Origin of the sequence: Spiroplasma eriocheiris, assembly GCF_001029265.1 — a bacterium.
Classification (GTDB): Bacteria; Bacillota_I; Bacilli_A; order Mycoplasmatales; family Mycoplasmataceae; genus Spiroplasma; species Spiroplasma eriocheiris.
Genome location: NZ_CP011856.1, coordinates 166,409 through 191,238, shown reverse-complemented (window position 1 = coordinate 191,238; position 24,830 = coordinate 166,409). Strand labels below are relative to the sequence as shown.

General features: G+C 29.1%; 20 protein-coding genes. 6 read left to right on the top strand and 14 right to left on the bottom strand.

Annotated elements, in window-relative coordinates; translation table 4 throughout:
- The first annotated feature begins 140 nt into the window (after positions 1 to 140).
- Positions 141 to 467: a rhodanese-like domain-containing protein gene (locus SERIO_RS00870; RefSeq protein ID WP_047791046.1), complete on the top strand. Its 327-nt coding sequence runs from the start codon at positions 141 to 143 to the stop codon at positions 465 to 467.
- A gap of 109 nt (positions 468 to 576) precedes the next feature.
- Positions 577 to 840, top strand: coding sequence for a hypothetical protein (locus SERIO_RS00865; protein WP_047791045.1), 264 nt, complete (start codon positions 577 to 579; stop codon positions 838 to 840).
- A gap of 36 nt (positions 841 to 876) precedes the next feature.
- Here the strand turns inward: SERIO_RS00865 and dnaJ are convergent, their stop codons facing one another.
- The 5 genes from dnaJ to SERIO_RS00840 form a co-directional block, all read right to left on the bottom strand.
- Positions 877 to 2,025, bottom strand: a complete 1,149-nt coding sequence (dnaJ, locus tag SERIO_RS00860; RefSeq protein ID WP_047791044.1) for a molecular chaperone DnaJ — start codon at positions 2,023 to 2,025, stop codon at positions 877 to 879.
- Between the two features lie 78 nt (positions 2,026 to 2,103).
- Positions 2,104 to 3,906 (bottom strand): molecular chaperone DnaK, encoded by a 1,803-nt coding sequence (gene dnaK, locus SERIO_RS00855; protein WP_047791043.1) that lies wholly within the window; start codon positions 3,904 to 3,906, stop codon positions 2,104 to 2,106.
- A gap of 67 nt (positions 3,907 to 3,973) precedes the next feature.
- Positions 3,974 to 4,639 (bottom strand): nucleotide exchange factor GrpE, encoded by a 666-nt coding sequence (gene grpE, locus SERIO_RS00850; protein ID WP_047791042.1) that lies wholly within the window; start codon positions 4,637 to 4,639, stop codon positions 3,974 to 3,976.
- A 21-nt stretch (positions 4,640 to 4,660) separates the two neighbouring features.
- Entirely contained in the window at positions 4,661 to 5,680 is a 1,020-nt protein-coding gene (hrcA, locus tag SERIO_RS00845; RefSeq protein WP_047791041.1) for a heat-inducible transcriptional repressor HrcA, read from the bottom strand.
- 99 nt (positions 5,681 to 5,779) lie between these two features.
- Entirely contained in the window at positions 5,780 to 7,921 is a 2,142-nt protein-coding gene (locus SERIO_RS00840) for an ATP-dependent Clp protease ATP-binding subunit (protein WP_053040799.1), read from the bottom strand.
- 202 nt (positions 7,922 to 8,123) lie between these two features.
- On the opposite strand from SERIO_RS00840, the gene SERIO_RS00835 reads away from it, so the two are divergent.
- Positions 8,124 to 8,984 (top strand): Cof-type HAD-IIB family hydrolase, encoded by an 861-nt coding sequence (locus tag SERIO_RS00835; protein ID WP_047791040.1) that lies wholly within the window; start codon positions 8,124 to 8,126, stop codon positions 8,982 to 8,984.
- A 32-nt stretch (positions 8,985 to 9,016) separates the two neighbouring features.
- Here the strand turns inward: SERIO_RS00835 and SERIO_RS00830 are convergent, their stop codons facing one another.
- The 4 genes from SERIO_RS00830 to SERIO_RS00815 form a co-directional block, all read right to left on the bottom strand.
- Positions 9,017 to 10,147 carry a hypothetical protein gene (locus SERIO_RS00830; protein WP_047791039.1) on the bottom strand — a complete coding sequence of 377 codons (1,131 nt, stop codon included), beginning with the start codon at positions 10,145 to 10,147 and terminating at the stop codon, positions 9,017 to 9,019.
- A 35-nt stretch (positions 10,148 to 10,182) separates the two neighbouring features.
- Positions 10,183 to 11,316 carry a sodium:calcium antiporter gene (locus SERIO_RS00825; RefSeq protein WP_047791038.1) on the bottom strand — a complete coding sequence of 378 codons (1,134 nt, stop codon included), beginning with the start codon at positions 11,314 to 11,316 and terminating at the stop codon, positions 10,183 to 10,185.
- A 136-nt stretch (positions 11,317 to 11,452) separates the two neighbouring features.
- A complete protein-coding gene (locus SERIO_RS00820) occupies positions 11,453 to 11,725 on the bottom strand; it encodes a hypothetical protein (protein ID WP_047791037.1) in 273 nt (90 codons plus the stop codon).
- A gap of 113 nt (positions 11,726 to 11,838) precedes the next feature.
- A complete protein-coding gene (locus tag SERIO_RS00815) occupies positions 11,839 to 12,831 on the bottom strand; it encodes a fructose-bisphosphatase class II (RefSeq protein WP_047791036.1) in 993 nt (330 codons plus the stop codon).
- A gap of 162 nt (positions 12,832 to 12,993) precedes the next feature.
- On the opposite strand from SERIO_RS00815, the gene SERIO_RS00810 reads away from it, so the two are divergent.
- Both SERIO_RS00810 and SERIO_RS00805 read left to right on the top strand, forming a co-directional pair.
- Positions 12,994 to 14,382 carry a YitT family protein gene (locus SERIO_RS00810; protein ID WP_047791976.1) on the top strand — a complete coding sequence of 463 codons (1,389 nt, stop codon included), beginning with the start codon at positions 12,994 to 12,996 and terminating at the stop codon, positions 14,380 to 14,382.
- 61 nt (positions 14,383 to 14,443) lie between these two features.
- A complete protein-coding gene (locus tag SERIO_RS00805) occupies positions 14,444 to 14,983 on the top strand; it encodes a cob(I)yrinic acid a,c-diamide adenosyltransferase (protein WP_047791035.1) in 540 nt (179 codons plus the stop codon).
- Here SERIO_RS00805 and pepF read toward each other — a convergent pair.
- Positions 14,980 to 16,788 carry an oligoendopeptidase F gene (gene pepF, locus SERIO_RS00800; protein ID WP_047791034.1) on the bottom strand — a complete coding sequence of 603 codons (1,809 nt, stop codon included), beginning with the start codon at positions 16,786 to 16,788 and terminating at the stop codon, positions 14,980 to 14,982. The two genes, SERIO_RS00805 and pepF, sit on opposite strands and share 4 nt — an antisense overlap.
- 143 nt (positions 16,789 to 16,931) lie before the next feature.
- On the opposite strand from pepF, the gene SERIO_RS00795 reads away from it, so the two are divergent.
- Positions 16,932 to 18,284: a M17 family metallopeptidase gene (locus SERIO_RS00795; protein WP_047791033.1), complete on the top strand. Its 1,353-nt coding sequence runs from the start codon at positions 16,932 to 16,934 to the stop codon at positions 18,282 to 18,284.
- 211 nt (positions 18,285 to 18,495) lie between these two features.
- Here the strand turns inward: SERIO_RS00795 and SERIO_RS00790 are convergent, their stop codons facing one another.
- The 4 genes from SERIO_RS00790 to SERIO_RS00775 all read right to left on the bottom strand — a co-directional run bounded on the left by SERIO_RS00790 (position 18,496) and on the right by SERIO_RS00775 (position 24,716).
- A complete protein-coding gene (locus tag SERIO_RS00790) occupies positions 18,496 to 19,266 on the bottom strand; it encodes an SDR family NAD(P)-dependent oxidoreductase (RefSeq protein ID WP_047791032.1) in 771 nt (256 codons plus the stop codon).
- Positions 19,267 to 19,292: 26 nt separating this feature from the next.
- Positions 19,293 to 21,902 (bottom strand): hypothetical protein, encoded by a 2,610-nt coding sequence (locus tag SERIO_RS00785; RefSeq protein ID WP_047791031.1) that lies wholly within the window; start codon positions 21,900 to 21,902, stop codon positions 19,293 to 19,295.
- A gap of 98 nt (positions 21,903 to 22,000) precedes the next feature.
- Positions 22,001 to 22,486: an anaerobic ribonucleoside-triphosphate reductase activating protein gene (gene nrdG / locus SERIO_RS00780; protein WP_073797543.1), complete on the bottom strand. Its 486-nt coding sequence runs from the start codon at positions 22,484 to 22,486 to the stop codon at positions 22,001 to 22,003.
- Between the two features lie 7 nt (positions 22,487 to 22,493).
- Positions 22,494 to 24,716 (bottom strand): anaerobic ribonucleoside triphosphate reductase, encoded by a 2,223-nt coding sequence (locus SERIO_RS00775; protein ID WP_053040798.1) that lies wholly within the window; start codon positions 24,714 to 24,716, stop codon positions 22,494 to 22,496.
- Positions 24,717 to 24,830: the final 114 nt, after the last annotated feature.

Genomic DNA, 24,830 nt, shown 5'->3' with positions numbered 1-24,830 from the left:
GTTACTGCACACAATTCAATCTTAAATATTTAAAAATATTAAAACCATATTTATTTTAACATACAATTATTTTATTATTTGGTTATTTCATCAAATATTATATTAAAATATAAGAGAGATAGATTGAGGCGGTGAACAAAATGAACAATCAAAATAGTATTTATATGGATAACCCAACTTTCGAAGAACTAAAAGATAAGGCACTGTTAGTAGATGTACGAACAGAAGTTGAGTTTAAATCATTGCAAGGAATTCCAGGAGCACAAAATATTTATATTTATGACTTATTGCAAGATCCAAGTTTATATTTAAAAGATAAAGAGCAATTAATTATAACCCTTTGTAACGGTGGAAATCGCAGTAGCGATGCCGCAGCACAATTGCGAGAACTTGGTTATAAAAATGCGTTTGTTTTAACCCATGGTATTTATGGATATTATCGATGAAAAAATAAACAAGAAAAATAATAAAATCCAAATAAAAATGCAAAAATTCTTGCATTTTTTTTTTTTTTTTAGAATAAGAGTAGTGATTTTTGAAAAATTTCAGAAATACATCAAGCAAAGGAGAAACACAATGGATTTACAAGATAATCAGTACAAAGCATACCAACTTTTAGTGGCCATTTGTTGAATTACTGGAATTCTAACATTTTTAACAAGTTTATTTATTTGAGTCCCAATTACAGTCTCAGTGAAAAGAAAACTTCAGCAAAATGAAAAAACTAATAGCGAAGGAATTATGGTCTTAGTATTTACTTTATCATTTTTCTGACTATTGTTTATTTTTACACCAATGGGAATTTTTGCCGCTATTTGATTAATGGATAACCATAAATAAAAGATAAATAAAAAATGGTTGTAAAACCATTTTTTATTATAAGTCTTTCATAAAATCAATATCCATTTTATAAGTACTAATTTCTTTTAATTCATTTAGTTTTTGACGTTCTTCAGTTGATAATTTAGTTGGCACCGAAACAATAACATTAACAATTAGGTCTCCTCTTTTATTTGAACTTGGTGATTTAAAGAAACCATAGTTAGGAATGTTAAAGACACTATTTGTTTTGGTATTACTTGATAGTTTTAACCGCACTTCCCCATCAAAAGTAGGAACAATGATTTCACCACCTAATAAGGCATCTAAATAATTAACTGGTAAATCTAAAAATAAGTCATATTCATTAACTCGTTTAAAGTATTTGTTTGGTTTAACTGAGACATCTAAGTAAATATCCCCACGCGGTCCACCATTATAACCATAGTTTCCTTTTTCCCGAACTCGTAATTGTTGGCCTGGCATAATTGATTTTGGGATTTCCAAGTCAATTTTTTCTTTGGCTTGGTTTCTTCCTTTCCCCCGACATTTTGGACATTTATTAGTAATTACTTTCCCGGTTCCTTTACAATCTGGACAAGTTTGTTGAGTTTGAATAATTCCAAATAAACTACGTTGTTCAACATTAACATAACCATAACCATCACAAGTTGTACATGTGTGAATATCTGTTTTAGGATTTTTAGCCCCTGTTCCGTTACATACTTCACAAGTTTTGTCTAATGTCAGATCTAAATTAACAGTTGTTCCAAACATCATTTCTTTTAAAGAAATGGTTACATGCGCACCAATATCTTGGCCTTTCATGGAACGCGTATCTTGTTTTTGTTGTTTACGATGAGAACTACCACCACCAAAGAAATTTTCAAAAATATCGCCAAAACCACCAAAACTACTAAATCCACCCGAAAAAATATCTTCAAATCCACTCGCATCAAATCCTTGTCCAAAACCTTGTTGTTGGGCCCCCGCATGGCCAAACTGATCATACATTTTACGCTTATTAGGGTCTGATAAAACTTCGTAAGCTTCATTAACTTCTTTAAATTTCGCTTCCGCATCTTTTTCTTTTGAAACATCAGGGTGATATTTTTTCGCTAATGTTCGAAAAGCTTTTTTAATCTCATCATCACTAGCATTCTTGCTAACTCCTAACACCTCATAATAGTCTCTTTTATTATTCATTGTTATTGTAACCTCCTATAATTATTAACTGCAAAATGAATTAAAAGATAACTAATAGCTAGTTATCTTAATTAGTAATTAGTCTTTGTTATCTTCATCTTTGTTATCATCGTTATCTGGTTTATCTTCAATTTCATCATTACCACTTTGACCTTGTTGCTCTTGCATAAATTGAGCCGCTTGGGCCATTGCTTGTTCTAATTCATTCATTTTATTTTGTAATGTGGCATAATCTTCTTTTTCAACTAATTCTTTGATTTCATTTACCATTGTTTCCATTTGTGTTTTTTGTTCATCACTCATTTTATCTTTGCTTTCATTTAAAGCATTTTGAATTGTGGTAATATATGCTTCAGCTTTATTACGTAATTCAATATTTTTTAATCTTTCTTCATCACGAGCTTTGTTTTCTTCAGCTTCGTTAATCATTTTTTGGATTTCTTCTTCACTTAATCCTTCATTATTAGTAATGGTAATTGTTTGTTCTTTATTAGTTTTTAAGTCTTTCGCTGAAACAGACACAATTCCGTTGGCGTCAATTGAGAATTTAACTTCAATTTGGGGAATTCCTTTTGGCGCTGGTTCAATTCCTGATAATTGGAAACGACCTAAAGTTTTATTATCAGCCGCCATTGAACGTTCACCTTGTAAAACATGGATGTCCACAGCAGGTTGATTGTCGGCTGCTGTTGAGAAAATTTGTGATTTACTTGTTGGAATTGTTGTATTTCTTGGAATTAATACCGTGCTTACTCCACCTAAAGTTTCAATTCCTAATGATAATGGAGTAACGTCTAATAATAGAACATCTTTAACATCTCCAGCTAAGACTCCCCCTTGAATTGCGGCCCCAATAGCGACTACCTCATCTGGGTTAATAGTACGGTTGGGTTCTTTTCCTAATTCTTTTTTGATGGCTTCTTGCACCGCAGGAATACGAGTACTTCCTCCAACTAATAATACTTGGTCAAGATCACTTGGTTTCATTTTAGCATCAGCTAATGCTTTTTTAACTGGTTCAATTGTTCTGGCAACTAAGTGTTTTGTCATATCATCAAATTTAGCTCTTGTTAATGATAAGTTTAAGTGTAATGGGTTACCATCACGAGCGGTAATAAATGGCGCGGCAATTTCAACTTGTAATTGTGAAGATAGATTTTTTTTGGCTTTTTCTGCTTCTTCTTTTAATCTTTGCATTGCCATTTTATCTGTTTTTAAATCAATTCCATTTTCTTTTTTAAATTCTTCAACCATTCATTCAATAATAACTTGGTCAAAGTCATCTCCGCCTAAATGGTTATCTCCGTTAGTTGATAGAACTTCAAATGTTCCATCCGCTAAGTCTAAGATTGAAACGTCAAATGTTCCTCCTCCTAGGTCATAAACTAATACTTTTTGTTCTTTATCAGTTTTATCAATTCCATAAGCTAACGCAGCAGCGGTCGGTTCATTAATAATTCTTTCAACTTCTAAACCTGCAATTTTCCCAGCATTTTTAGTTGCTTGACGTTGAGCGTCATTAAAGTATGCAGGTACTGTAATAACTGCTTTCGTAATTTTTTCACCTAGTTTTTTTTCAGCATAAGTTTTTAAATATCTTAAAATTTCTGCTGAAATTGTTTCGGGTGTTCATTCTTTCCCGTTAATTTCAATTTTTTCGCTAGTTCCCATTTTTCTTTTAATTGAACTAACTGTATTAGGATTAGTTACTGCTTGTCTTTTTGCCGAATCCCCAACAATAATTTCATCATTTTTAAATGAAACTACGGAAGGTGTTGTTCTTTCCCCTTCTGGGTTTTCTAAAACTTTAACATCTTTTCCGTCCATCACAGCGACACAAGAGTTTGTAGTTCCTAAATCAATTCCGATAATTTTTGCCATAATATCAATCTCCTTTGTTATGTTTCTATCTTATGTATACCTATTTTTTTTAATTCTTTTTTCTATATTATTTTTCCACGTTAACAGCGGCATGTCGTAAAACCCGATCATGAATTAAATATCCTTTTTGTAGGGCTTTTGCAATTTGGCCTGACTTAACTTCGCCAGTTTCAACAATTTCAATTGCATGGTGAATTTTTGAATCAAATTCATCGCCAACGTTAACTTCAATTTCTGTAATACCTTCTTCACCAAAACTTAGTTTTATTAATTTGTAAATCATTTCAAATCCCATTAAGAAATTTTTAACTTCGGGAGTTACATTTTCAACTTGTAGCGCTCGTTCAAAATTGTCTAGGGCTGGTAATAATTTTTCAACAATTCCGGCTGCTCGATACTTACGAATATTTGCCTGTTCTTCTTGAACTCTACGTTTTAAGTTTTCACTATCCGCTAATACTACTAATTTTTCTTCACGAAGTCGGGCGTTATCTTTCAATAATAAATCAATTTCTCGTTCTAATTCTTCAATCACAATCATCGGGCTAACTTTTTCTTCTTTAACTGATGGTTGTTGCTCTGTTGATGGTTCTTGTTCAGAACTAACATCTTGTGATTGTTGTTTTAGTTGCTCTTGAAAAGTTTCATTAACTTTTGTTAATTCCTCTTTCAAATGGGCAATCTTTTCTTTTAATTGACTTGGTGATGAGTTTTCTCTCTTCTCATTTGACATTTCACTTCTCACCTTTCTTTTCTATTTGTTATAAACCTCTTTTATTTTATCCGATAATCATTCTAAAATTTCATAAACCTTGTCATATTCTAATCTTTTGGGTCCGACCAAAGCAATCCCCCCTTCTTGGATATTATCAACACTATAAGTAGTTGATAATAAAGCGACATCATCATTGTTAAATCCTGTTTCTTTCCCAATTTGTACACTTACTTTGTTTTCTTTTTCCTTTGATTGTTGTTTTTGGAAATAATCAAAGGGGGAAATATTCTCAATAAATTTAACAATTTGTTTAATCCGCTCGGGATTATTGTATTCAGGATTTTGCAACATATATTGCATGCCGTGGGTTGTATAGGTTGGTTTAACAATACTTGTTAAGGCATTTGCAAATTGTTTTAAAATCATTTCATAATGCTTAACTTGTTGTTCTAAGATTGGACGAATAAGATCAAATTTCTTTTCAATTTCATTAATCTTGGTATTTTCCAAGCGATCATTAAATAATTCAATCGATATTTTAAGATCACTAATTGAAAAATCTTCGTTGGTAACAAACATTTTGTTTTCAACATGACCGTTGGATAACACAAAGACCACAACAGCGCGATCATTACTAATTGGTAATAATTCAATTTTTTTAAGTGATTCTTGTTCAATGTTAGGACCAACCACAACTGTTGTTAAGTTTGTCATTTCACTTAGAATTTTACCAGTTTGATCTAATACATCATTAATTGACATATTACGGTTAGCAAATAATCCTTCAATCCGATTTTTAATATCATCAATATTTTTGCTATCCATTAAGTTATCAACATAATAGCGATAACCCATTGTTGAAGGAATCCTTCCTGAGGAAGTGTGTTCTTTTTCTAAATAGCCCTCTTTTTCTAAGATAACACATTCATTTCTAATTGTTGCTGATGAGGCATCAATTAATGGTGATTCCATAATAAATTTACTTCCTACAGGCTGTGCTGTTTTAGTGTATTCTTCAACAATACATTTTAAAATATTTTCTTGTCTTGTTGTTAACATGCTAACACCTCCTATAGTTCAATAAAATTAATTTTGGCAATTAGCACAGTTTAGTGCTAACAATTAATATTATAAATTATCATTCTAATATTACAAGTGCTAATTTAATTTTGAACTATTTTTAATGACAATTTCTTTGTTTTCAACAGCCATTGTGTACGATTTTCCTTCTTGGATTTCTTCACTAATAATTGCTTTCGCAATTACTGTCTCAATATTTTTTTGAATATAGCGTTTAATTGGACGGGCTCCAAATTCCCGATCATAACCTTCATCAATAATTTTTTGATAAATATCATCAGAAAAACTAATTCGAATATTTTTTGTATTTTCAATTCGGGTTGTTAATTCAGTTAATTCTTTATCAACAATTTCTTTGATAACCTCTTTTGATAAGGCATTAAAGATAATAACATTATCAATCCGGTTCAATAATTCTGGTTTAAATTTACGAGCTAATTCTTTCTGAATTAATTGACCAACTCCCTCATTGTTTTCTGACAATAAGTATTCAGAACCAATATTTGAGGTCATAATAATAATTGTGTTTCGGAAGTCCACAGTTTTACCAAGACTATCCGTAATTCGTCCTTCATCTAAAATTTGCAACAAAATATTAAAGATATCAGGATGAGCTTTTTCAATTTCATCAAATAGGACAATTGAATATGGACTACGACGAACAGCTTCTGTTAATTGACCACCTTGTTCATAACCCACATAACCTGGTGGGGCCCCAATTAATTTACTTACTGAATGTTTTTCCATATATTCTGACATATCTAAGCGAACCATTTGTTTTTCTGAGTTAAATAAAACATATGCTAAACTTCTAGCAACTTCGGTTTTCCCAACTCCAGTTGGTCCTAAAAATAAGAAACTACCAATTGGTTTATTAGGATCTTTAATTCCACTACGACTTCTTAAAATCGCATCGCTAACCGCATCAATCGCTTCATTTTGCCCTTTAACTCTTCTTCGTAAAATTTTATTTAAACTTAATAATTTTGTTTTTTCAGATTCAACTAGGCGGTCAACCGGAATTCCAGTTCATTTTGCAACAATTGAAGCAATTTCACGTTCAGTGACATCTTCTTTTAAAAGATGGGATTCAGATGCTTTTTTCTCTTGCTCTTCTAGTTGTTTTTCTAAAGCTGGTAATAATGAATAGCGAATTTCCCCCGCACGGTTAAAATCACCGCGTAATTGGGCTTGTTCTAATTCTGTTTTTAACTGCTCAACCGTTGATTTCACTTGTTTTAATTGCGTAATGCTTTCTTTTTCTTTTGTTCATTGTTTATGTAAAACTTCTTGTTTTGATTGCAAAATTTTTAATTCATTATTAACATCTACTAATCTTTCATTCGAAGCCTTATCTGTTTCTTTTTTTAAAGCTGCATTTTCAATTTGTAATTGTAAAATTTTCCGGTTTAAATTATCTAGTTCTGTAGGAACTGAAGCGATTTCCGTTTTAATAGTTGCTGATGCTTCATCAATTAAGTCAATTGCTTTATCTGGTAAAAAACGATCAGTAATATAACGTGATGATAAGTTTACGGCAGCAACTAAGGCATTATCATGGATTTTAACCCCGTGGTATGACTCAAAACGTTCTTTTAATCCCCGCAAAATTGAAATACTTTCTTCAATTGTTGGCTCATTAACCATTACTTTTTGAAAACGACGTTCTAAGGCAGCATCTTTTTCAATGTACTGGCGGTGTTCATCTAAAGTTGTGGCCCCAATACAGTGGAGTTCTCCGCGGGCTAGTAACGGTTTTAGTAAATTACCAGCATCCATACTTCCTTGCGTTTTTCCAGCCCCAACTATTAAATGCAATTCATCAATAAATAAAATAATGTCACCATTTGATTCTTTTACTTTATTCATTACTGCTTTTAATCTTTCTTCAAACTCTCCTTGATATTTAGCTCCCGCGATTAGGGCTCCCATGTCCAGTTCATAAATAATTTTGTTTTTTAAGTTACTTGGAATATCACCTTTGACAATTCTCTGGGCTAGTCCTTCAACAATGGCAGTTTTCCCAACACCTGGTTCACCAATTAACACAGGGTTATTTTTTGTTTTTCTTGATAAAATTCTAATTACCCGGTTAATTTCATCATCACGACCAATAATAGGGTCCATTTTTCCTTCGTGGGCTAATTTATTTAAATTTTTAGCATACTTATCAAGGACCTTAGGATCTTTCCCCGGCTCATATTGTTGTGTAAATTCCATAATAAATACCTCCTTTATCAATAATAAACATGACAATTGTCAATTAGCAATTAACTATGATAAGTGCTAATAACACTTATATCATACCAATCCTCATTAGCATTGTCAATTATTAAGTGCTAAATTTTTATCTTTTTTTAGCAAAAATATTCCCTTATTATATAATAAGTATTGTAGCAAGCGAATAACAGAGGAGGTAACAATGAAATTACAACACTTAAATAAAAAACGCTTAATTTTAATTGATTTAGACTGAACTACCTTAATGGATGATGGGACATCAATTCACCCCAAAACAATTGAAGTATTAAAAAAGGCAACTAATGATGGGCACCATATTTGTATTATTACTGGACGACCACACCGCGCTAGTATCCGATTTTATCGAGAATTAGGTCTAACAACCTTATTGACTAATTTTGATGGGGGGCATATTCACGATCCACTAAAACGGGAATTTAAACGAATTGTTTTTTCAATTTCATATGATGTAATTATGGACATTATTAATAATCCCCAAATTAAAAACTCATTAGATAACATTTTGATTGAACATTATGATAAAGCAATTTGTTGAAAAAAAGATGAAGCAGTTGAAAACTACTTCCATTTAGATGATGTGGCTGATGATGAATACTTCATCACGGACCCCTTTGATAATTGAAAAGGACCAGCTAGTAATATGGCCTTATATCTAAAAAATGATAATGATAAAGACCAAGTTTTAAGAATGTTTGATACTTATAAAAACTCAGTTCGAATTAATATTGGGAAAAAACTAAACAGTAATACTATTATGTTAAATATTAATAATAAATTAGTTTCCAAGGGGTTTACGGCTAATATCTTAGCTCAATATTATAATGTTGACATCCGCGATGTCATTGCTTTTGGAGACGAAATGAATGACCGTGAAATGATACAAACAGTCGGCTATGGAATTGCAATGAAAAATGGTAATGATAACTTAAAAGCACTTGCCCGTGGAATTACGCATTTAACAAATAATGAGGGTGGCGTTGGTGATTATCTTGAAAAACTATTAAATGGTGAAGAAGTATAAAAAAGTTTGAATCTTAGATTCAAACTTTTTTATTACAAAGCATATTCTTGTTTTAACCCATTGGTATAAAAATCATTTAATACTTGCCAATTTAATCCTTTTTGGTTATCTGGTGTTAAAAGTCATTGGGCAAAAGCTTCGGCAAATAATTCACCATTCCCACCAGTATCACTACCTTCACGACCATAACCAGATTGTACAAACGACCAAGCCGCCAATTTTTGTTGCAAAGGATAACCATTCCCAATCCCCGCACGTTGTCCTAAATAACGAACTAAATAATCATTGGGGCTTTCGTTATAAATTCTTACTCTTGTTGGATTACCATCATTAAGACTTTGACAAGTAGGAATGCCCCCAAGGTTTTTATTAAAATACTGACGATCAGATGCATAAGTTAATGAATAATTTGATACTGCATGACCCATTTCATGCACTAAGGTATTAATATCCATTTTTGTTGACCAATAGCCAATATCATATTGTTGCCTTGCTAAATTAACATCAGCTGCGCGGGGTCCTAACACCATGCACTGATAAACCCCATATGAACTTCAGCCCCCAAACTTTGTTACCGCAACAACTTGGGGATCAACCATGGAACCTGTTTCAAGATTATATAAAATTGATTTTAACATCTTGTTTCCATATAAGTTATTAAGTTTATTAAAAAAATCAAGGGTATTGTTGGCAAAAGCAATTTTATCACCAGTTGTTGAATTAACTAAACTAGTAAAATCTAAATCATAATTATTTTTCAATTCGCTTTCTAAATCAGCGACACTATTGAAAACAATTGGAGTTGATAAACCTTGGAAACTATTAATTGCGGTTTGATTAGCTTTATAGACCATATTACTTTCACAAGCCCTAATTAAATTAAAATCATCTGTTGTAAAATCATTATAATTTAACTTTTGTTTTTGTAAGATTTTAAAATTAGGATCTTGTAACTGGCGAATTAATTCCGCTTTTCCACCACGATCAGAACTAACTTTATCAGGAGAATGCTCTTCGTATAAAAGGCAAGCACTATACTTATTTCCGGTATCTTCCGCTTTAACTTTTAAAACATATCAAACCACAACTCCTAATACTACTACAAGGACAATTCCGATTATTAAGGTAATTATCATTGATCAATTAACTGCTTTTTTGGCCATAACATTCCTCCTCTTAATTAGCTTTTTCTTTTAATTTACTTAATTATAACATTTGTCGAAGTTAAGGCAATATTGGCAATTCAGCCAATTGCATAAACTAACATAATAACCACACTAATTGTTATTAACATTATTTTATTATTACTAATTTTTTTCCGCGTATTTAAAATTAGTAATCCTGTTAACAACGCTTCAATACATATTATTAAGAAATATTCATAGCGAAGATTAGTTGTGGCAATAGTTTTATACTCTCCTTCGTTAAAATAAGCAATATCTGAAAAGAAATTAAAGAAATAATGAAATAAATTTGCGCCCACTGTCGCACTAATGGCCATTGTTCCTTGTCCTAATTTTGCTAAAAAGAATAAGGGTGTTAACTCTGGTAAGCCTGTAACATATCCTAATAATACATCCCCCGCCGAAGTCGAGGGAATATTATAAACACTGGGTGCTTGCATTATTTTAACTGTAAAAGTTAATAAAAAGGCAGAGATAATAATTAATCCTGTTCCCAAACCAAAAATAGTATAAATCCGTTTTAACTTTAGATGACTCATGGCTACTTTTTCAGTATCTAAATCAATTTCGGCAGTTTGTTCTTTACTAGCATGTTTAGTAAATAAAACAAAAAAGATGATATAACCAATAAAAATTACTAAGTTAACTCACGACAAGCGGATACCTGAAATTGTAACTCGCATAAAAGCAAATTCCTTAATTGGAATTAAGGTAATTACTAATAATAAATCAAATCCTAGTAATAACCACATCATAATGTTATTTCATTTGGTTGTATTAGCAAATAATTTTTTTCTTAAAAAAATAATATTTGCTAATGCTAAGCAAAAAGTAATTACTGAATTTGAGCCAATTACATCAGATACCGATAACTCTGGATGTCCAATAATTCCGGAAACTAAGGCAGCTGTTAATTCCGGACTTGCACTAATAAAAGACAAAATAATCCCTCCGGCTACGGCAGTTCCTAACCGTGTTCGTTGGGTAAGGGCCGATAAATATGTTGAGGACAATTTTGCTCCAAAAAAGGTTCCTGTTGCTACTAATAAAAAAATAAATCAAATAAAATACTTAATTGGATGCCAATTTTCTATTTGATTTAAAATGCTTAAACTATCATTTGCTAAAAATACTATATGATTAACCATAATAATACCTCTAATAAATTTCTCTCTTAATTTTAATTAAAACTAATTCTCATCTCCTGAGTTTTAGTTTCACTAATTATAGACCTTTATCTTAAAATAGCAATTTAATTTTAATTAAAAATGAATAAGATCATTCTTACTCATTTTTGTCATCTTCTGATAAATTTTTGATATCTTTTTTATCAATTTTTTGTCAATTTCCCGTTTTTTCTCTACTTAGTTGTAATCAAATTTGATAATTTGGATCAGCAGGATTATTTGCTGCCTTTCGTAATTTTAATTTTTGTTCTAAGGTTAAATTTGCCAAATCAAAAGTTTCACCATCAACAATTTCAATTTTTTCACTATCCACTGCTGTTTTAGCTTTTTTGGCGGCGGCTAAAATTTCTGCCATTGTTTTTTCGGCCATCTGACTCTCACCTCATTATTCAATTACATATTATAATTATATCTAAGAATTAAAATTAAAACAATTTTAAAATAGCAGTCAGAAAATAATATTATAGAAGATTACTTAAATAATTATTTGCAAAAACTATATTCAGTTAATAAATATTTAATATCCCTAACAATTGGATATTTTGACACAATCTGATGATAAATATTATTATACCCAATAAATGAATTAACAATAAATTCATTGTTTTCAACTGTTAATGGTTTTAATAATGCGCCGCCGGTTAAGCTAGCTGCAAAGAACATTGTATTATCATCTTTTACTAAATCATTTTCTCGTAAAATTAAGTCATAATTTAATTTTTTTAGTTGCATTCCCTTGGCTTCAATTTTCATTCTTTCAGTAGTTTCCTTCTCTGATGGCCAAATTTGTTGATATGGTACTAACCGATTAAACATAATATGATTAGTAGCAATTGCCAAAGAAGCCATTAAGACTCCTTCGGGAGCACCACCAATCCCATATAATAAATCTGCCCGCCCTAAAACAACATCAATAGCTCCTAAGACATCTCCTTCTTTAATACGAATAACTTTTATTTTATTTGCTTCCATATATTGAATAATTTCTTGATGACGAGGTTTATCTAAAATGATAACTTTTAAAGATTTCTTAATTTTTAATAAATTATCTAAATTTCACTTAATATCTTTTGTAAAATCAATATGCCCCTCATCTTTTTTAGCAATAAATAATTTTTCCATATACATTTCCGGAATTTGTAACATTGAATCGTTTTTAGCGATAGCAATACAAGAAATTGAACCCTCTTCATTTTTACTAGCCGGAGCAGTTCCTTCAATGGGATCAACTGCAATATCAATTGTAATGGGATGATTATTAGTAAAAGTTTGCCCTTGATAAAGCATGGGTGCTTCGTCTAATTCCCCCTCCCCAATTGCAATTTTAGCTTTGGCATTATGGTTAGTTAATAATAAATTAATAATATCAACAGCTTTTTTATCCAGGTTATTTTTATCTTGTTTTCCAACTAATTCATAAGAAGCAATCACTGCTAATTCAACGGCTCTTAAAAAAAGTAAACTATTGGTTTCCATGTTTTTTCAATCCTTACTATCTTTTTTTATCTATACTCTTTTTAATTAAAACATTTTTTTAGATAAATATTAATAAATTATGAAAATTTTTAAGAACAAAAATAATAAAAAGGGATATAATAACTTTGTTATTGTATTAATAAAAGAGTGAGTGTGATTAAATTGAAAGAAACGAAAAAGCAAAAACTAGCAGATGAAGAACTCTACGAAAATATTAAGAAAAATATTCGGCAAACAGAACGAATGATGAAAGAATATATTAATGAAACAACCGAATATAAAAATCAACTAGAGCAAAAATTATTAAAATTAAGTAAGAACCCTGATCAGTCAAAAGAATTTAAATTAAAGTTACAATTAGAACAATTTGACTACAAAGAAAAGCAAATTATTAATAAATTTGTTAATAAAATAGTTGCTTATGAAAAACAACTTGTTGAACTTGAAAATAAATTAGGTGTCAAAGAAAAAATCAGCGCTCTTCGGAGCGAATATAATGAAGAACAAATCAAAAAAGATGAATTATCACTCGAAGCAAAAAACTATCTTAAAAAAACACAAAATAAAGGTTATATCTATCTTGTTTTAGCTGGTTTAATTTGTACTATTGCTTTTGATTATTTCTTAACTCCTTCAAAAGTTCTTCCACCGGGGTTGGGAGCAGTCGGGAAAATCTTTGCCCAATATATTTTCCCTCCATTAAATGATTCAAATATTAATAATGCTAACTTAATGTATTACGTTTTTTACATTGTTAATAATATCCCTTTAATTATTTTCAGTTGAATAATGGTTGGTCGGAGATTTACCATAAATACATTAATTTTTATGGTCTGTCAAACGGCTTTCCATATTATTATTAACGGGATTGGAGATTACCATGGTATTCCTGTTATTAATTCAACAGACTTCCATTTTTTACAAAATCTAAATGATATTGATAAGTCTAGTGTTCGAGATTTATGAATTTTCTTCTTTGGATTAATTGGAGCGATTCTAAACGGAATTGGATATTGTTTCTTATACATTGGTGATGCCTGTCCAGGGGGAACAGACTTTGTAAATAACTATATTTCAAGAACAAAGAAAAAACCAGTTGGGAATGTTTCAATCCTAGTTAATACCTTAGTAATGTTAATAACATGGGCAATGAGTTATGCAGTTAAAACACCAACGCCTAACCCTGATTTTATTACCTTCTATTTCTCAGCACCGTTCTTTGCGGCCTTTATGGTTATTATTGTCTGTGGGATTGTCTCAAATAAAATTTTCCCCAAATACCGCAACACAACTTTGATGGTGATTACAAGCAATCCCCAAGTGATCATTGACCGTTTACGAGAAAATGGTTATCGTAATAATACCATCTGAAAAGTTTCTAAAAATCTTAATAACGAATTTTCAGATAATAATTACATTGTAATGATTACTATTTCGTTAATTAGTTTTAAACGAGTGCGAGAAACTATTTTATTAGCTGATCCTGATGCTATTATCCGTGCTCAAACAACTTATAAAACTTATCAAATGCCCCACAAAATAAAAGATTAAATAATCCTTCCTGGATTATTTTTTTATTCTATAATATAACTAAGAAAGGTGGTTTAGTAAAATGCAAAAAAAAGGTTATACTCATATATATTATGGCGATGGTAAAGGAAAAACTTCTATTTTAAACGGAATGACAATTCGTGCACTTGGTTATAATTGAAATGTTAAATATTTACGATTTTTAAAAAATCGTCAATCAGGAGAAATGTTATTTTTTGAACAAATTAATCATCCCCACTTGGAAATTTACGATTTTTATTCTTCTAGTCAAAAATTCTTTTGGGAAATGAATGACCAAGAAAAAGCAATCTTAAAAGAAGAGATGCGCACTGGGTTTGCTACTTTGCAAAAATTAGTTCAGAGTGATAATGTTGATTTAATTATTGTGGATGAATTATTAGGATGCATTGTTAATGGTTTGATAACTGAAGAAGAATTAATTACGGTTATCAAAACAAAAAAGCCAAATATTGAATTGGCTTTTTCCGGGCATCATATTACCCAAAACTTAATTGATAATGTTGATCTAGTAAGTAATGTTAAATTAATCAAACACTACTTTTATGAAAAAATCCCTGCCCGAAAAGGCATTGAATTTTAATTTCCTTTTTTATTTAATAGTGTTTCTAAGTCATCAATTAAGGAAGTTAATTTATTAATTAAACCATCGTAAACTTTTTCATCAGTATAATCAATTCCAATATCTTTTAAAATTAATAATGGTTCCTTGCGACCCCCTTGTTTTAAGAAGTTAATTAATGTCGCAGAATTATTATTTAAAACATCATTATATAGTTTGAATGAGGCAACAATACATGTTGCATATTTATAAACATAATATGGTGAATTAAAGAAATGCAAGATTCTTGTTCACCCATACGGTTTTGAATTTTCTTCATACTTATCAAAGACTGAACTTCCAAAATCATTACTAATTTTTTCAAATAAATCTGCTAACTTATCAGCATCTAGCGGCTCATTATTTTCGACCATTTTATGGGCAGTTCATTCAAAATCAGCAAATTGAATTTGTCGGAAGAAAGTCCCCGTAATTTCTTCAATGCGATTTTGCAATAAATAAATTTTTTCATCATCACTTTGCGCATTTTTATATAAATAATCAAATAATAAGTGTTCATTAACAGTTGAAGCTACTTCCGCTAAAATAATTGGATAGTTTGATAATGGGCGCGGATTATTTGCATCTGCTAGTAAGGTATGTACCGAGTGACCAGCTTCGTGTGCTAATGTATTAACCGATGAGATTGTATTATCTCAGTTCATCAAAATAATTGGCTCAACACCATTACCTCCTGATGAATATGCACCGGCTCTTTTATTAGTATCCTCAAAATAATCAATCCGATAATCACTTCACGCAATCTCTAATTGGCTCAAATATTCTGGCCCTAACATTTTTAATGACTCACGAATAATGTTTTTTGCTTCTTCAACTGAATATTTTTTATTAACACTAGGTACATTTTTTACTAATTTTATGCGGCTGTCTGATGCATAATATTTATTAAATTTAAAATATTTTTTCAAAATTTCATTATAGCGAACATTTAAATGACTTGTTTGTCGACCAAACTTAATTAAACTTTCATAAATATCTTCGGTAACATCATCACTTGATAATGCTGCTTGTAAAGTATTTTTATAGCCTCTTAACTTTACTGATTCGACACTTCCTTGTAAAATTGCTTCATAAACTCTCGCAAAGGAATGTTTTTTATCCGTTAAATGTTGCACAAATAATTTTGCTGTTTCTGCTCTTAATTTTTGTTCGTTCAGTGGGTCAGTCTCTTCAGTAATTTCACTATATAAAGCTTGAGTTAATTCTTGTTCTTTCCCTTGATAATTTACATAAGCTGGTTTTTTGTCAGCATATGCTAATAAATCATAAATATCATAAGCTGCCCCACGACTACGTGATACTAATGATAAAATTTCTTCGTCCCGTTCAGATAATATATGCTGCGCTTCACGGAAGAATTTACGATATCCATATTCATATTTTTGTAAATCAGAATCTGCCTTAATTCATCCCATAATAGTTTGTTCACCAATTGCTTTTAATTCGGGAGAAATAAAAGCTAATTGACTTGAAAGTTCATTAATAGTATTAGCAAAGATTCCTGATAATTCCTGATAAACTAAATTAGTTGTATCAATATCACCCATATGTAAATATTGCCCTAATTTGCTAGCAATTAAATCAATTTCATCATCTAACTGTAGATATTTTTTAAAAATGTTTTTATTATTTAATTTTCCTTTAAATGCTATAATTTCTTTTAACTTTTCAACAATAATTTTTAAATCTTTTTTTCAATCATCAATTGTGGGGTATAAATTTGTAAAATCTCATTTATACTGGGCTGGTGCTTCACTTCTTTTCATTTTCTATTTTCTCCTTTATTTGCATAAAATATTATTCTAAGTCTTATTATATCTCAAATAATTTGATTATATAGTAAATAGTGCTTTGTTTTAATGCTATAATTTTATATATTAGATTATTTAGAAAGAAGGATGAGTAAATAATGATTGTATTAAACGATAAGAAACAAGATCTAACATTAAAAGCTATTTTTGAAAATGATCAAGTAAACGATTTAGTAATTAAAGAAAATGAAAGAGCAACTTTAATTTCTGAAGATAAAACTATTTATGTTTATTTTGAAAAACCATTAACATTCAAAACAGCATATAAGTTTATTACTAATTTTACTAAAACTAATAAATACAATATTAATATTGATGTTGATAGTTTTAAAAAAAATGCTGAACCCAATGGTCACTTATTTAAAGCATTAGCAGAAGGTTTATATTATAGTTTAAATAAAAACTATAGTTTAAAAACAACAAATAAAAAAGAAGACCAAGATGTAATTTATAATTTAGTTCATAATTGCCCTAACGCAAATGATAAATTTATGGAAATTACAACAAAAATGGAATATGTTAATTTTGCAAGAATCTTACAAGATACTCCCCCAAATTTAATGTATCCTGAAATCTTTGCAAAAAAAGTTGAAGAAGAGGCTAAAAAAATCCCAAATTTAAAAATTACAATTTTAGATAAAAAAGAAATTGAAAAAGAAAAAATGGGATTATTATTGGCTGTTAACGCTGGGAGTTATTTAGAACCTCGAGTTGTAGTTCTTGAATACCATGGTAATCCAGATAGTAAAGAAAAAGTAGGTCTAGTAGGAAAAGGAATTACTTTTGACAGTGGAGGATATAACCTAAAACCATCAAATGCGCTAGTTGGGATGAAGTTTGATATGTCAGGAGCTGCTATTATGTGTGCGACAGTTTTAGCTTTAGCAAAAGCAAAAGCAAAAGTGAATATTTCAGCTGTTGCTTGTTTAACAGAAAACCGCATTGGGGGCAAAGCTACTTTAACAGAATCAGTAATAACTTCAATGAACGGTAAAACAGTTCAAATTGATAACACCGATGCTGAAGGAAGGCTGGTTTTAGCCGATGGAATTACTTATTCAATTCGTAAATTAAATGTTAATAAATTAATTGAAGCATCAACTTTAACTGGAGCAATGTTAGTTGCTTTGGGAAGATTTATGACCGGAGTTTTTGCTAATAATGATGAATGATATGAAGAATTTAAAAAAGCTAGTGAAAATTCACACGAAGAAATTTGAAGAATGCCAATTCATGAAGACAATATTGCAGTAATGCGTCAAACTCCTATTGCTGACTTAACAAATGCTGAACCATCAAGAATGGGAGGAAGTTCAACAGCAGCTGCCTTTCTATGTGAATTTGTAGAAGATAAACCATATATTCATTTAGATATTGCCGGAACAGCTGATACCGGAAACGGCCATGGTACCGGGGTAATGATTAAAACAATCTTTGAAATGTTTAAATAAATAAAAAAAACTAAGTTTTAAACTTAGTTTTTTTTATTTATTTTAATCTTTATTTAGTGGTTTACGAGCATGATAAGTTCGTTCTTCCTCAAAAGTACCATTTTTGCGCATAATTCATAGCCCCACATCCACATGTTTAGCCATTTTTCTAGCTTTTCCATAAATTTCACCTCTATTTATTATATTAAATAAATACCTAATTTACTAGTTATTAACGAAATATTTTATACATAATATTTGTACTTCATTTTTGTGGGGCAATTTTAATTAAAAATCATAATATTTTATTTACAAAACCAATAATAATGTAGTTTTTTCTTTTTGTTTTTAAACTTTGTTTTAAAGATTTGTGGGCAAATTTATCAACACTCATTTCACCAATCATTTTTTTGGTTAATTTTTTAAAATTAGCACGTTTCCAAAAATTAGTTGTTAAGACTCCTGGGCAAATGCAAATTATCCTATTTAGTGATTTTTGTTTTTTTAATTCGGTATTTACAGCAACTGAATAATTTAAAACATAGGCTTTTGAAGCAGCATAAGAAGACAAAAACGGACTCGGAGTAAAACTTACTAATGAGCCCACATTTAAAACTCGACCAATAATATTTTCTTTTGTAAATTTTTCTAAAAATAACTTTGTTAAAAGAAGTACCGTCTTTATATTTAAATCAATTAAATTAAGATCAACATCAATATTAACTTTGTTAGAACTTCCATAGTTAGCAAACCCTGCATTATTAATTAATAAACTAATTCGGTATTTATTAACAAAACGAAATAAGTCATAAACATTATCTTGAATTGATAAATCATAACTAAAAATTATGACTTGGGAAGGATATTTTTCCTTCAGTTTTTCCAAGGGAGCAACATTTCTTGCCACACCAATAATAGTCCACCCTAATAAAAGAAGCTCTTGACAATATTGATAGCCAATCCCAGAAGATGCACCAGTTATTAACGCATATTTTTCTCTCATAATTTTACCTCACTAATATTATTATATTATTTTTTTCCATTTTTAATGTGTTTTTTTAGTTTATGAATTAAAACATAAGAACTAAAAATTAACATTAAAACTCCCAAGGCAATTAGTGGCATTAATCATTTCATATTTTTTTGGAAATATGTTAAATCTTCTTTTGCTAAATTTTGTTTAACTAAATTAGCATTATTAATAATCCTAATTAATTTTGTCCCCCTAATTCAATTTGAATTATTTATTGCAGTTAACCTAATTTCAAGAGGTTTATCTTTACCATATTTTAATCAATCATTAATTTTAATATTATTTCAATTAATGTTATAGTCAATTCCTGCTTCTATGCTCAAATTATTTACTTTATAAAAATAGTTGTTAATATAATTAATTACATATTTTTTAAAATCTTCTACACTATAATTTTTAAAATTATCTTCAAAAGAATTTAAACTACTATTAGTAATATTAATCAAATTATTAAGGTTACGATGATTTATAAAATTGACAACTGTTTGTCCTTGCAAATTAAGTGATGTTGGCATAGCTTGAATTCTAATTAATAAATTAGCACTATCTTGAGCATTAAAGTCTAATAATGGGAGAATTTCATGCTGGCAATCTTCAATATTTTTATTACCAATAAAAATTTGATAATCACTCAAATATTTTAAATTATATTTATTTAATTTAATAATTAATAAATTTATAATTTGTTTCTTTAATTCTAATAAGTCATCGCCTCTAATAAGAAATTCTTTTTTTAGTTCTTCGATATTAGATAAATCTAAAATATTATTTTTCGGATTTAAATGATAAATATTATTTTTAATATCATAAACATAATTTCGTCAATAAATAGCAACTTTATCAAAGGCTAATTTTTTGATATCCTCAGATTTCAAATGATGGATATCTGATAAATATTGCTTTAAATGACTACCATGAATGGTTGACCAAAAATTTTTAACTTTTGGATTTCTTATTTCTTCACTAAAATTTTGAAAGTAATTATTTTTTGTTAAAAAAACATAACGATTAGTAAATAAACCAAATTTGTTTTTCTCTATATAATAGTAAATTCCGGGGTCTACTATCTTATTTTTATTATTAACATTAATAATATCAGTGTTATTATCCAAAGTTAAACTTTTATTTAATTTATAACGAATAATAGTATCTTTATATAAAGAATTTACATCTTCAACAAAAAAATCTTTTGCGACTATTCCTTGTGCTAGCATACCATTATTAGTTGAATTATTTTTTACTAAATTATTATTTGCATCTAATGGGTCATAAAAATCGTTGTTTCTGTAATTATCATCAACCCACAAAATTTCAGAATTTCTATTTAATGAATTTAATTCCAGTGCTTTATCTATTTGATCAATTAAAATATTAATACAATAAGTAGCAATTTGTTTATGATACTCATCATATTTAATTATTTTAATTTCGTAATTTTTTTTAATTAAATCTGGATTAACTTTATAGGTAATTTCTTTACTTTTGTCTTCAATCAATTTTCCATTAATATAAAAAAATTCATTTTGGTTAAGTTTATTGAATTTAATAATTATGGGTTCATTATAAATTAGTCCTTTATTTGTTTCTAAATACTGAGATTCTTTTTTTTCTGCATTTTTAGAAATATCACCATAATTTGTTGGGATAATAATAAGACGTTTTTTCATTGAATTAACTCAATATTCTTCAGATGCTACTCAATTTATTTTAAAACTAATTTTTCATAATTCTTTTGTTTTATTTTCAATATTATGCTGTGAAAAAACTACGGATACTTTTTCATTTAATTCATCATAGATAATATTTTCAATAAAATCTTCTAAAACTTCATAATCATTGCCAATAATATTTTGCAACAATATTATTAATTTATTTTTTATTTTACTTTTAAATTCATCATTTGTAATTGTTTCATCTCTTTTATCAAAATCAACTATACGAGGAAATTTTGGCATTATTATTTTATTCAATTTCTTAAAATAAAATTTAGATGGTACTAATTGGATATATCTAAATTTTAAATTAAATGTTACATTACTTTCTTCCACATTTTCAACTGATTTAATTTTATCAAAACTAAATAATAATTTAATTTTATTATTTTCTCAATATAAAGAAAACCAAGCAAAATAATATGCTTTCTTATATAAATTGTTTGTAACCGAATAGCCTGATATAAGTGGTGAGCGTTTTGCACTCATATTATAAATTCCAATATTTAAATTTCTATATAAAACATTTTCTCTACCTTTAAACTTATGATCATCAATAACAATTTCATTTTTGACAAGGGAAAAATTGACTGTTGGTGCTAAATCAAGAAACTGTTTTTTTGTTAATCCATAGCTATCCAAGTCTAAAATAGTTATCGCTGAACTAGCATCAAAATAGGTTTTTTGTTTACTATTCAATTCCGTTTGATTTAAAGTTTTAGTGTAGGCTACACCTGATAAATCTATTTTTAAATTATTTTTATTTTGTAGATTATTAGTTTCATTATTCAGGATGTTTGAAACTTGACCAATAACTGTCTGTTCAAGAGTGAAAGAAAGTGGGGTTGAAATTAAAAAAATGCTAGCTGCAATAATTGTTAGTAGTTTATTCATTAAGAATCCTCCTTTTTTATTAATTTCTCATAAATAATTTAACTAATAAAAAAAAGAATTCCTTTAAAAATAAAAAAACTTGATTTAATAATTTCTAACTAATTATCAATAAAATCAAGTTTACCATTTTTTAAATAAATTGTTCGTTGATTACTGCTACCTTTAAAAGGAAGTGAGACATCTCTTAATTCCAAAACGAAACGCCCATCAATTAAGACATCAATATATTTTAAACACGCATTTAACTCTGGTTTGTTTATAATTTGTTCATATGTATAACCTGTATAACATCAAATATTTTTGTTAGTATATTTTTTCAAATATTCTAACAGTTGTTTTAAAAATAATGGATCATAGAATGGATCACCACCTGATAACGTCACACCATCCAATAACGGATTCGCATTAATTTGGTCAATAATTTCAGCAAGATATTTATCATCTAGAAGTTTGCCATTATTAGGATTTCAACTTCTAACATTATGACAACCAAAACAGGCATGCCGACAACCCGCTAAATAAATACTATAACGTAACCCAAGACCGTCACTAGTTGTTTCCGGGTAAATTTTTAAAACTTTAATGTTAAAGTTATTTATCTTCGTTAATTCCATGTTTTACCCGGTCATGTTCTTCTGATCTTTTTGCTGAATTTCAACTATTTAAATCGCCAGTTAAATAACCAGTAATCCGACGAATCCGACGAATATTATTGCTTTGACATTTATCACATGCGTGAGGAATAATCCCTGAAAATTGACATTCTAAGCAAACATCAACTGGGTGATTAATTGATCCATAACCAATATTATTATCAAACATACATTTAACTATTTTTAAAATAACAGGAATGTTATATTTCATCGCGCCATCCAATTCAACATAACTAATATGTCCACCTAATGTGATTGCATGGAATGGTGCTTCTTTTTTTATTTTTTCAAAAATACTAATATCTTGTTTAACATCAACATGGAATGAATTAACATAATAATTACTGTCATTAACACCCGGGATAACTCCATATTTTTTAACATCCATTCTAGTAAAACGCCCCGATAATCCTTCGGCTGGAGTGGCAATAACTGAATAGTTCAAATTATATTTTTGTTTATATTGATTAGCAATCTCATTCATTGTTAATACTGCTTGGTATAATAAATCATATGCTGCATCTGATTCACCGTGGCCTTTTCCAAAGATCATTTTCATGGCATTATGCCCTCCAATAAAGCCAATTGTTAAACTACCCTGGTTAATCATATTTCCGACATATTCATCTTTTGAAATGTCCTTATGATGTTTTCATACATTATTTTTTACCATAAAAGGAAATTGTTTTAATAATGCTGTTTTTTGATAATCAAAACGTTCTTTTAACTGTTTAGCAATTAAAATACTCATTGTTCTTACTTTTTCTAAAAATAAGGCACTTACTTTTTTTAAAAAATCATCATATGATAAATTTTCTTCTTTAACTTCTTTTACCGCTTCAATGGCTAAACGCGGTAAGTTCATAGTTGTAAAAGAAATATTACCACGGCCAACTGGTGTTTTATATCCATTAACATTTTCAAAAGTTCTTGTCCGACAACCCATCGTCGCAACTTCATTTAAATAATTATTTGGATCAGCAGGATTTCAATTTTCATGCTTATTAAATGGTGTATCTAAAAAAACAAAATTAGGAAATAACCGAGTTGAATTTGTTTGGCAAGCAAGAATCAATAAATCAAAGTTTTTAGTTTTATAATTTAGTAACCCCTTTTCAGCTTGTTTTCAATTATTAATTGCTAAATTAAAATCTTCTTCCGAGTAAGAAATTCCTGCTTTAACTTTAAAGATCTGAATAGGAAAAATTGGGGTTTCGTTTTTTCCAAGTCCTTTTTGAGTTGCTAATAATATTTGGCGCATCACCATTCTTCCTTCGGGAGAAGTATCAGTTCCATAATTTATTGATGAAAAAACAACTTGGTTTCCTCCTCGCGAATGCATTGTATTTAAATTATGAATAAACCCTTCCATCGCTTGGAAAGTTTCTTTTTCTGTTGTAAGATATGCCTCCTCAAAAGCAATTTTAACTTGGTTTATATTTAAATTTAATAATTTACTAATTTCAAGTTGTGCTTCTTTATTAAGTTGCAAATCAATAGTGTTAATTTTTGTTTGAATTAGTGCTTGTCAATTTGTTTGGCTTTTTAAATTATTTAATTTTAAAATAAATTCTAATTGTTTGACTAAATTTTTGCGAAATGATTTCAAAACACCCGGCGCTAAAAAATAATCAAAAGCTGGAATTGCTTGACCACCATGTTGTTCATTTTGGTGTGATTGAAAAACGATTGCTGCTAGTGTGGCATAAGACTGAATAGTTTGTGGTTCGCGAACCATTCCATTCTTTGTTCAAAAACCATTAGCAAAAATATCTTTTAAATCATACTGCACACATGTCGTTGTTTTTGATGGATAATAGTCTAAATCATGAATATGAATATCCCCATTTTGATGAGCATCACGATATTCCTTACTTAATAAAAAGCGTAAAGCATATTCTTTGGCAGTTGTTGCAGCCATATTCATCATTTGACCAGCTGGTGTATCTGCTGACATATTAGCATTTTCATAAGTTGAATCATTTTTTTCAACATTAACAATTTTCATTATTTCTTCTTTTAAGGCATCAATATCATATGATTTTAAAGGATTTTCTTTAGTAAAAATAGCAAACGAATTACTAATAATACTACTTATTGTTGAATTAGTTCCCCCGTCAGTTTCTTTGTTGTATAAAAACTTTTTGTCATTTAATTTCATTCCCGCTTTTCCCCGTTTCTGTTTTAATTATTATTTAAGTACTTTAAATAAACAAAAATAATATTTAGTTATCTTTGTTGTCTTTGTTAATAAAATTCAATAATTTATTATTTT